This window comes from Zoogloea oleivorans, assembly GCF_008107625.1.
Classification (GTDB): Bacteria; Pseudomonadota; Gammaproteobacteria; order Burkholderiales; family Rhodocyclaceae; genus Zoogloea; species Zoogloea oleivorans.
On sequence record NZ_SDKK01000058.1, the window covers coordinates 1 to 5,127 of the forward strand.

The 5,127-nt window shown below is 59.7% G+C and carries 5 protein-coding genes; 2 read left to right on the top strand and 3 right to left on the bottom strand.

Features of this window, described 5'->3' with window-relative positions; all coding sequences use genetic code 11:
• Positions 1–123: 123 nt before the first annotated feature.
• A complete protein-coding gene (locus tag ETQ85_RS25395; protein ID WP_148581783.1) occupies positions 124–3,117 on the bottom strand; it encodes a Tn3 family transposase in 2,994 nt (997 codons plus the stop codon).
• A gap of 30 nt (positions 3,118–3,147) precedes the next feature.
• Positions 3,148–3,765: a recombinase family protein gene (locus tag ETQ85_RS25400; protein WP_148581784.1), complete on the bottom strand. Its 618-nt coding sequence runs from the start codon at positions 3,763–3,765 to the stop codon at positions 3,148–3,150.
• 174 nt (positions 3,766–3,939) lie between these two features.
• On the opposite strand from ETQ85_RS25400, the gene ETQ85_RS25405 reads away from it, so the two are divergent.
• Both ETQ85_RS25405 and ETQ85_RS25410 read left to right on the top strand, forming a co-directional pair.
• Positions 3,940–4,320, top strand: a complete 381-nt coding sequence (locus ETQ85_RS25405; protein ID WP_014237541.1) for a type II toxin-antitoxin system RelE/ParE family toxin — start codon at positions 3,940–3,942, stop codon at positions 4,318–4,320.
• On the top strand, positions 4,304–4,603 hold the full coding sequence (locus ETQ85_RS25410; RefSeq protein WP_014237542.1) for a helix-turn-helix domain-containing protein: 300 nt from the start codon (positions 4,304–4,306) through the stop codon (positions 4,601–4,603). Before ETQ85_RS25405 ends, ETQ85_RS25410 begins: the two co-directional genes overlap by 17 nt.
• 208 nt (positions 4,604–4,811) lie before the next feature.
• Here ETQ85_RS25410 and ETQ85_RS25415 read toward each other — a convergent pair.
• A partial coding sequence (locus ETQ85_RS25415; protein WP_222862316.1) for a winged helix-turn-helix transcriptional regulator occupies positions 4,812–5,127 on the bottom strand: 316 nt, incomplete at its 5' end.

The window sequence follows — 5,127 nt, forward strand, 5'->3', positions numbered from 1 at the left end:
GGGGTTTGGGGTGCAGTGGAACGGAAAACCGTGTTAGGTATTTGTCATTGATTCTTGAGTAATGCCGTCCGCCGTTCCCGCAAACTCGGAATTAGTGGCCCTCGATTCCTACGGCTGCACTGCCTATTCTTCGTCCGCCGGATCTCGTAGAGGGCGCAATTCGCCGTTGGCGACAGCATCAGGCACCGAGAACGAATACCGCCCCAGCATGTTGATGTGCTCATGCAGCAGCGGTGACAACCGCGCTACGTCTTCGTCCTTTACCGTGTAGCCGTCAGCGCGCAGTTGGTCCAAGGCTGCCTCCATGTAAATGGAGTTCCACAAGACGATCATGTTCAGCACCAAGCCGAGCGCACCCAGCTGGTCTTCCTGCCCTTCGCGGTAATGCTGGCGCAACTCGCCGCGCTTGCCATGAAATACGGCTCGCGCAACGCTGTGGCGCCCTTCGCCCCGGTTGAGCTGCGTCAACGTACCTCGGCGCTTGGCTTCGTCATCGATGTAGGTCAGCGTGTGTAGCGTCTTGTCGATTCGACCGAATTCCGCGATGGCCTGCGCCAGTCGGGTTGGCCGGTCACCGACCTGGAGCGTGCGCATGATGCCGGTGGCCGGCACCAGACCGAGCTTGAGCGAGCCAACCAGACGCAGCATGTCGTCCCAGTGCGGTACGATTTTTTTCAAGCTCAGGTTGTGCGCCGAAATGGTGTTGAGCAGGCCGTAGTTAGCCTGCGGGTCGATGCGCCAGAAGCGCGTGCCACCGACGTCCGCCAGTCGCGGGCTGAAGCGATAGCCGAGCAGGCGGAACAGGCCGAACACCACGTCGCTGTAAGCACCGGTATCAGTCATGATCTGGGTCGGCTGAAGATCCGTCTGTTGTTCGAGCACCACGGCCAGCAGGATCAGGCTGTCGCGCAAGGTACCCGGTACGGTGATGTCGTTCAGGCCAGAGAACTGGTCTGAGATCAGGTTGTACCAGGTGACGCCGCGGCCGATGCCAAAGTATTTGGGATTCGGGCCGGCATGCACCGTTCGCACCGGCACCACGAAACGGATACCGTCGGCCGATGCCACCTCCCCGCCGCCCCACAGGTTGGCCAACGCCAGGCGACTTTGAGCCGCCACCAGTATCGCGTTGGCGGCCGTCAGCGTATCGTCGCGCACATAATTTTGGTCAACCCAGGACAAGCGGTCGCGCTTGAGCGCCGGGATGTCGCCGCGAATCAGCGGCTCCGGCCCGGTATTGCAGGCTTCGGCCATCAGCACCGCGCACAAGCTGATAGGGAGATCGGTGGCGCGGGCCGTGCGCTCCGAGAGGTGGGTGAAGGCGTCGGTAAAGCCGGTTCGCGCAGCCACCTCCAGGATCAGTTCCGGCAAATCCACGCGCGGCAGCATGCCGGCGACCCTCTCCCGCAATGCGATCAGCGAAGCCGGTTCATCCAGCTTGTCCAACGGACTGAGTACCAACTCTTGTTTGTCGCCAACCTGATCGAAACGCACCGCCGGGTTGTCGGGCAACCGAGCGGCTACGGCGCGATAGGTACGATCAAGCTCGTTGGCCAAGGCGCTCAACGTCGGCTCGGGTTGAGCCGACAGTCCCAACGTCCGGCAGATGATCGGTCGGGTGGCCTCCCATTCCATGCCATCAAGCAGGCCAGCACGCGGATCGGCATAGCGCCAACTGGGCGACACGAAGACATCGCGCCGGCGTAAGGCGATGTGCAATTCATTGAGCACGCAGAAGGTATAGGCATGGAAATCGACGTTGCCATCCTCGCGCAGAACATGCCGCTGCCACGGCTTTCTGATCACCTCGCGCGGCGCGTCGTTACCCGGTTTCTTGCGGGCGATGTTGCTCCGCAGCCAATCAAAGGCAGCAACGACCGGCTGACCTGCAACGTTCGTACCGAAGCGAATGTGCTCGACCAAGGCCGGCAGGAAACACCGCACCGTCTTGTACTTGGCGTCCAGTTCTTGGTAATACACGTCGTCGGCCGGTCGGATCAGCGCATTGACGCCTTCGAGCGCCAACGTGAGCGCGTTGCGCGGGATCTTCTCGAACAATCGGGTGCGCAGATCGCCATCCGGCAAACTGGTGTCCAACAACATCTGGCACGCGCTGGCCAGCGTTGCCGCCGCCTGATCCAGATCCTTGAGCGTGCGCAGGCGCGACTTCTTGTCCGCCTTGATGGCGTCGCCAAACAGTTCGCGCAGGAGCACCTCCAGCACTTCCAGCCCATCGTCCTGTGCGCTGGCTTCCAGGCAATGCACGAAGGCAACCAGCGTCGCCAGGCGGCGTGGATTCGGCAGGCGCAGGATGGCACTGACCTTGGCGGCCCCTGCAAACCGGGCCAAGGCCGCCACCCGGGTCGCCGGAATACGGGCTGCTGCGGGCAGCCTGATACCCAGTTCGCGCACCGAGTGCAGTCGCATGAGCGCGACGACCAAGGATCGGCTGCTCACCATGACCGGCCCTTTGCGCAACTGATCCAGTGGCGAACTCCGGCTGCCGACCGGAACGAGCAGCAGGCTTTCCAGCCGCACCTGCTGTTCGCTGCTGATGCCACGGCCGAGCGCGTGCCACAGACGCTCCTCCACCCGGCTGCGCAGGCGGGCGATATAGCGTTCGAGTGTGCTACTGCCGGGTAGCAGCACCTTGTGCGTGACCAACCAGGTCACGGCCCGCTCGAACAGCACGGTCGGTCGGTCGGTGCCGGTCCAGCAAAGCGCGTAGAGCCAGCGGGTTAGGTGGAAGCCGATCTGGCGCTCGGTGATTTCGACATAGCCATAGTGGGTTTGGATTTCAGTCGCGTGCTGCCAGCGCTGCTCGCACGTACTGTAGGCCTTTGCATCATCAAACGTCTTGATGCGCAGTTGCTTGGCCAGCGTATGCAGTACCGGCGCCGGCACGGCCAGCGGGTCTTCCAGGAAGGTGCCGAGATAACGCAACGTGCCGAGCTGCACGGCGAAGCCAAGCCGGTTGTGTGCGCCGCGCTTCTGCGCGATCAATGCGTGGTCACTATCGTCCAGGTGGAAGTAACGGGCGAGGTCGTCGGGCGACGGCGCTCCGGTGTATCGGCCATAGCTTTCGCGCTGTTCGTTGGAGAGAAAGCTGACCGGCATGAGTGCTCCTGTAGAAGGGCCACAACCCTGTTACGGCTTGCCTTGGTGCATGGCCCAAATTCGCTTGACCTGGCTGGTGCTGCATCCAGCCAACTCGGCAGTTTTCTGGATCGTGTGGCCAGCTCGCCGCAGGGCCACAATGCGCTGGTGGGTGGGGCCATCTGGCTTCCTCCCCGTATATTTTCCGGAAGCCTTGGCAAGTTGCACGCCTTGGCGCTGCCGCTCGCGACGGGTCTCGTAATCGTCGCGTGCCATTTGCAGGGCCAGCTTGAGCAGGAGTTCCTGAACCGACTCCAGCACGATCTTGGCCACGCCATCAGCTTCGGCGGCGAAGTCGGAGAGATCAACCAAACCCGGCACAGCCAGCCTGGCGCCTTTGGCCCGGATCGAGCCGACCAATTGCTCGGCCTCGGCCAAGGGGAGTCGGCTGATGCGGTCGATCTTCTCGGCGACCACCACCTCGCCCGGTTGCAGGTCGGCGATCATCCGCAGCAATTCGGGCCGGTCGGCGCGGGCACCCGACGCCTTCTCACGGTAGACGCCGGCGATGTAATAGCCGGCCGCCCGTGTGCTGAGCTCAATCTCCGCCTGTCGAGTGAGATCCTGCTCTTCGGTACTGACGCGAAGGTAAATACGGGCGATGTTCATGGATGCTGGCCAGAATGGGTATACGGAACTTGGCTAACTATAGACGGTATGGCCAATAAGGCAAAACACGATGTAAATTGTCCACAACCAATTTAGCTATTCATATTGGCCAGATCGACGCCAGAGTAGCGTCGGCCATTGACTTTAGTGTTGCACCAAGTGATACAATGAGTCATGAGAGTTTTCAAGACACGGGTATTTGATCGTTGGGCTGGGAAAGCTGGCGTCACCGACACCGCTTTGTTGAAGGCCGTTTCAGATATTGAACGCGGGCTGATTGATGCGGATCTGGGTAGCAACCTGTTCAAGCAAAGGGTGGCGCTACCTGGACGAGGCAAAAGCGGTAGCACGCGCACTTTGCTGGCCACACGGTTCGCTGGCACGTTGTACTTTCTTTTCGGGTTTGAGAAGAAAGATCGCGACAACATCACCCAGCGCGAGTTGGGGATTTACCAGAGCCTCGCGAGCACATTGGTCGTGCTCAGTAACGATCAGATTGAAACCGCGTTGAAAGCCAACGAATTGATGGAGGTGCAGCATGAGCCGAATGATTAACGAAGCCCTGGAAACGATGCGTGGTTTGCATGACATCGGCGCAGTGAACAAGCAAACATTGCGTGACTTTGAAACACAATGCCTGCCACCGCCGGCCTACACGGCGGAAATGATCCGGCGCTTGCGGGAGAGCCTGCACATCAGTCAGGCCGTCTTTGCTGCCTACCTCAACGCCAGTATCTCTACCGTTCAGAAGTGGGAAAACGGAGATAAAAAACCCAGTGGGGCTGCGGCACGATTGCTTTCAGTGATTGAACGCAAGGGGCTGGAAGTGCTGGTTTGAACAAGCTGCCTGTAGCGGGAGAAGCTGCAACTGATCAAATTTTGGCGAAGTCATTCATCATTTCGCTATGATCGGCAGCATTCGGCCAGGAGCGGTCAATCAATGATCCACGAAACCAGCCGTTTAGCTGTCAGCTTTGGAGCAATTACCTGCCGTCCTTTGGAAAGCTACGACAGACCAGCCCCGTCGTATTTCACTAAAAATACCCTCAACCAGGAAGCGTCAGGAGTTCCGGCACATGCTCGTCCAACCAGTCATCGAGCGATGACAATACGGTTCGGAAAGAACATCCCAGTTCAGTCATCGAATACTCGACTTTAGGTGGAATCGTCTGGAAATCATGGCGAGCGACCAGGCCATTCATCTCAAGCCGACGAATGGTCTGGGTCAGCATCTTTTGCGAGATGCCTTCGATTTCCTGCATCAATTGGCCATTGCGCCGCGGACCATTCGCAAGGGCATGCATCACCAGTAGCGCCCATTTGTCGCCAATCAATTCAATGAATTTCCTGGATGGACATTGC